General features: G+C 60.6%; 4 protein-coding genes and 1 pseudogene. 2 read left to right on the top strand and 3 right to left on the bottom strand.

Translation table 11 applies throughout. The annotated features are described in order from the left end of the window. The 3 genes from L0H65_RS14515 to L0H65_RS14505 all read right to left on the bottom strand — a co-directional run. A partial coding sequence (locus tag L0H65_RS14515; RefSeq protein ID WP_301459763.1) for a helix-turn-helix domain-containing protein occupies positions 1 to 1,018 on the bottom strand: 1,018 nt, incomplete at its 3' end. A 118-nt stretch (positions 1,019 to 1,136) separates the two neighbouring features. After that, positions 1,137 to 2,360, bottom strand: a complete 1,224-nt coding sequence (gene hemA / locus L0H65_RS14510) for a 5-aminolevulinate synthase (RefSeq protein ID WP_301459762.1) — start codon at positions 2,358 to 2,360, stop codon at positions 1,137 to 1,139. A 166-nt stretch (positions 2,361 to 2,526) separates the two neighbouring features. Next, the gene (locus L0H65_RS14505) at positions 2,527 to 3,132 is read right to left on the bottom strand and encodes a 5-aminolevulic acid synthase (protein ID WP_301459761.1); all 606 of its coding nucleotides are present in this window, start codon (positions 3,130 to 3,132) and stop codon (positions 2,527 to 2,529) included. A 124-nt stretch (positions 3,133 to 3,256) separates the two neighbouring features. On the opposite strand from L0H65_RS14505, the gene L0H65_RS14500 reads away from it, so the two are divergent. Together L0H65_RS14500 and L0H65_RS14495 are read left to right on the top strand one after the other, a co-directional pair. Further along, positions 3,257 to 4,630: a M20/M25/M40 family metallo-hydrolase gene (locus L0H65_RS14500; protein ID WP_301459760.1), complete on the top strand. Its 1,374-nt coding sequence runs from the start codon at positions 3,257 to 3,259 to the stop codon at positions 4,628 to 4,630. 79 nt (positions 4,631 to 4,709) lie between these two features. Beyond that, positions 4,710 to 4,964: pseudogene (locus tag L0H65_RS14495) on the top strand (GNAT family N-acetyltransferase); the annotation flags it as partial.

The raw sequence follows: 4,964 nt of genomic DNA, 5'->3' as shown, positions 1-4,964 counted from the left end.
CGGAATTGCCAGCGCGCAGCAGCGGCGGCGCTTCCATCGCGGGCACGGCATAGCGTTCGCCCGCATCCAGCACTTTTTCAAACAGCACAGTGCCATCCGCTGCCTGCACCCGCACCCAGGACGGGCGCACCGCCAGCAGTTCCACCTTTGGCGCGTCGGCGGCAACGACCTGCACCTCTGCTTCGGCTGCTGTGGCGGCATCGGCTTGCGCGATTTCTGTCGTCGCCTCACCGCGTTGCAGGTTGATCGCAGCAATCGGGCCATCACGGGAGGTCATCACCGGCACGTCCAGCGCCTGCGGACGATAAAGCCGGTCAGAACCTTGCGGCGACGCGGTGTTGGCAGCGAGTGCCGTCGAATCCGTAGCCTCGGGTGTTACAACTTCGGGGGCAGAGCGGACCAAAGGTGCCACGCCCTGCACATTGCCCAGCGGGTCAATTTCGGCCACGACCTGCGGCGCCTGATCGACCGGGGCGAGCTGCACGCGCTGTACCTCTTGCAACACCGACCAGCCGCCGTAGCCGATGCCGCCGATCAGCCCAAGAAGGACCAGAACAGAGCCAATCGCACCCGGCTCGATTCGGTTGAAAACCGATTCACTGCGCGGCACGAACGTCGCATTTGGATTGGCGAGCGGATCGCCGAAATCCTGCGTGCGGCTGCGGGCTTTGGAGATTTGCGCGGGGGAAGCGGCGGCGGACATGCCATGCGCCAAGGTGAAATTCGCCTCCCGGCAGAATTTCGTATACGCCCAATCTGGGTCCATCCCCAGATAACGGGCGTAAGAACGCACATAACCTGCAACGAAACCCTGGGTTTCGAACGCGGAGACATCACAATTTTCAATGGCGGCAACATAGGTCGCCTTGATCTTCAACTCCCGCTGAACATCAAGCAGGGACTTGCCCAAGGTTGCGCGTTCACCGCGCATCAGGTCGCCCAGACGCAACTCGAAGTCGTCAAACCCCTTGGGTTTATCGCCTTCAGACGTCGAAGGTGCTGTCCTCCGGCCGATCATTACATTAAGCCCCGTTGCTGCCCCAAATTATCGCGTGAGTCGTTTTTGCATCGACTCAACGCCCTCGTATTGCGGGTAATCTAGCACATGACAACCCGATTTGCATACGCCCCTTGCGTCACGCAGACAATTCGGCGCGATTCAGCGCACAATGCCGCCAGAGTGCGTCCATTGCCTTCACAACTGCGTCAATTTGTGACGGTTCGTGAACAGGCGATGGCGTAAAGCGCAGCCGTTCCGTGCCGCGTGGCACGGTGGGGAAGTTGATCGGCTGCACATAGATGCCGAATTTTTCCAGCAGCATGTCGGACAAGGCTTTGCAATGAACCGGGTGGCCGACATGGACTGGAACGATATGGCTGCCGTGGTCGATGATCGGCAGGCCAATGGCTTTCAGCCGGGTTTTCAACATGCGGGCGTGAAGCTGCTGCTTGTCGCGCAGATGCTGCGCGGTTTTCAGATAGCGCACCGAAGCCGCTGCCCCTGCCGCCACCGCAGGTGGCATCGAGGAGGTGAAAATGAACCCCGGTGCGTAGGAGCGCACGGCGTCACACATCTTGGTCGATGCCGCGATATAGCCGCCCGCCACGCCAAACGCCTTGGCCAGTGTGGCGTTGATGATGTCAATCCGGTGCATCACCCCGTCGCGTTCCGCTACCCCTGCCCCGCGCGGGCCGTACATGCCCACGGCGTGCACCTCGTCAATATAGGTCAGAGCGCCGAATTCCTCGGCCAGATCGCAGATCGCTGCAACCGGACCGAAATCGCCATCCATCGAATAGATTGATTCGAACGCAATCAGTTTTGGCGCAGTGGGATCGTCGGCCGTCAGGAGTTCGCGCAGATGCGCGAGGTCATTGTGACGGAAAATCCGCTTGGCCCCGCCGTTGCGGCGCACGCCTTCGATCATCGAGGCGTGGTTCAGCGCATCGGAATAGATGATCAGGCCGGGGAACAGTTTCGGCAGGGTCGAAAGCGTCGCATCATTGGCGTTATAGGCAGAGGTGAAGACCAGCGCCGCTTCCTTGCCATGCAGATCGGCCAGTTCCGCCTCCAACCGGTTGTGATAAACTGTGGTGCCGGAAATGTTGCGCGTCCCGCCGGACCCTGCGCCGGTTGCCTCGATCGCCTCGTGCATCGCGGCGAGAACGACGGGGTGTTGCCCCATCCCGAGATAGTCATTGCCGCACCAGACCGTGATCTCCTGCTCTGTCCCGTCGGGCTTGCGCCAGACTGCTGCGGGATAAGCGCCCTGACGCCGCTCAATATCAATGAAGGTGCGATAACGACCCTCCTCGTGCAACCGGTTCAAAGCGGTGTCGAGCGCGGCATCAAAGTTCATTGGCATCTCCAGTCATCCCGCCCGGATATCGGCGTCAAGGGCAGGTCATGGCCGATCAGGTCGGGGAATCGGGTCGGCCACTTTGATATTCATCAAACGCTATATCTGAAAGAGGGCATTTTGCCGCCCCCCTTCGTTCCGGTTAAGCCACCGCAAGGCGTCGGCGTCAAGACGCATCCGCGATAACGGTTTCGCAATCCGTCGCACCCTTGGCGTTGCAGGCCGCGATCGCCGCCGCAGCAGCCCCCGGACCGGAGGCGAGGGCAAAAAAGCCGGTCGAGGCCGAAGCCGCCATCGCACGCTCGCCTGATTTGCCATAGTCGGCCTTGAAGGCAACCGTTCCTTCAACCGACAATTGCAGCGGTTGCGCCTTCCATTTTGCCGGGCGAACAACCGCAGCAACCACACATTCGGTGCCTTTGGTACGCGCTTTGTTGCAACCGGCAAGAGCCGCCGCCGACGCCGCCTCCACCGAGTTGTGATTGGCAACAAGGATGGTCGCTTCGGATTTCAGCAACTCCTCCTCCGGCGCGATGGCGACAGCGGCGTAATAGGCGTAATCCTTGGCAACCTGCTGCAACAATCTGGCGCTGTCTTCGGACAGCCCTTCAACCTTGTACATCAGAAGTTCGGACCCTTTCGGCGAAAACAGCATCTTTGCGGCCTCCTTGCCGCTCACCGGATCGGCAAACGCCGCCGAAGCCGCTGCCCATATTACCCCGGCAAACCCCAGCGCCAGTGCGCCACGTTCCATCGCGAATACCATCTGCATATCACCCTTTTCGTTTTGCCAGAAACCCTTGGCCTTTTGTGCATTTTAGCCGCATTCGGAAGCTCTGGACAGGGGCGCAATGCCTGATACTCTGCGCCAAAGCCCCAAAAACCGGAGACACCCGATGTCGATCAATGCCGTGCTGGACAAGATTGATGCAGATCTGCCCGCAGCCACCGACCGTCTGCTGGATTTATTGCGCATCCCGTCGATTTCAACCGATCCTGCATTCAAGGCAGATTGTGACCGTGCAGCGGACTGGCTGGTGGCGGAGTTGCAGAGCCTTGGGTTTGCAGCGTCGAAGCGCCCGACGCCGGGGCATCCGATGGTCGTCGCCCATTGCGCGGGCGACGGTCCGCATGTTCTGTTCTATGGTCATTACGATGTACAACCGGTGGACCCGCTGAACCTGTGGGACCGCGACCCGTTCGATCCACAGGTCGAGGATGGGCCGGCAGGCAAGGTGATCCGGGGGCGTGGATCGTCAGACGACAAGGGCCAGTTGATGACGTTTCTGGAGGCGTGCCGCGCCTGGAAAGCCGTGCATGGCACCCTGCCCGGCCGCATCACGGTGTTTCTGGAGGGGGAGGAGGAATCCGGCTCACCCTCGCTAATCCCGTTCATGCAGGAAAACGCGGCAGAGTTGCGCGCCGATGTGGCGCTGATCTGTGACACCGGGTTGTTCGAGTCCAAAAATCCCGCGATTGTCACCATGCTGCGCGGGTTGCTGGGTGAGGAGGTGACCGTCCATGGCCCGAACAAAGATCTTCATTCCGGCATGTATGGCGGGGCGGCGATCAACCCGATCAGGGTGCTGAGCCGGATCATCGCCGGGCTGCACGATGCGACAGGGCGCATCACGGTGCCGGGGTTCTATGACGGGGTGCCGGAACTGTCAGATGAAATGCGCGCGCAATGGCAAGGGCTTGCCTTTGATCACGCGCGGTTTCTCGGCGATGTCGGCCTGTCGGTTCCAGCGGGCGAGGCGGACCGTACCCCGCTCGAAATGCTCTGGTCGCGCCCGACTTGTGAGGTAAACGGCATCTGGGGCGGGTATACCGGCGAAGGGTTCAAGACCGTGCTCCCGGCCGAGGCCCATGCCAAGATCAGCTTCCGTCTGGTCGGCCAGCAAGACCCGTTCGCCATTCGGGAGGCGTTTCGCACTTATGTCACGAGCCAACTGCCCGCCGATTGCAGCGTTGAATTCAAGGGCCATGGCAACAGCCCCGCCGGCCAGATGAGCGTTGACAATTTCGCGTTTGAACCCGCCCGCGCCGCGTTGACCGAAGAATGGGGAATTGCGGCGGCCTATGTCGGATGCGGTGGATCAATCCCGATTGCGGGCTATTTCAAGACCTATCTCGATATGGACGCAATGCTGATCGGGTTTGGCAAGGACAATGACCAGATCCATTCCCCGAACGAGAAATACGACATGGAGAGTTTTCACAAAGGCATCCGATCTTGGGCGCGGGTGTTGGATCGGTTGATGGCGTGAGGCGGCGCGATTTGGGACGAGCGCCGGGGGACTTCACGTCCCCCGGACCCCCGTGGGATATTTTTGAACAGATGATGGAATGAGCAGCGAAATCAGGGAGGTGTCAATTGTCGATGAAAGCGCGTGGCGCGGACTTTGGGCGCAGTATCTGGATTTTTATGGAGTGGTTCTGGCACCGGTGGTCACGGACCAGACTTGGGCGCGCCTTGTGGATCCAGCGGCGGTTTTGCGCGGGCGTCTGGTACTGGTTGAGGGCGCGGCGGTCGGATTTGCACTGCATCACACACATCTGTCCACCTGGTCCGATGGGCCGGATTGCTATCTTGAGGATCTG

The organism is Pseudorhodobacter sp., assembly GCF_030452865.1.
In the GTDB taxonomy this organism is placed as follows: Bacteria; Pseudomonadota; Alphaproteobacteria; order Rhodobacterales; family Rhodobacteraceae; genus Pseudorhodobacter.
This window is presented reverse-complemented; position numbering and strand designations above follow the sequence as displayed.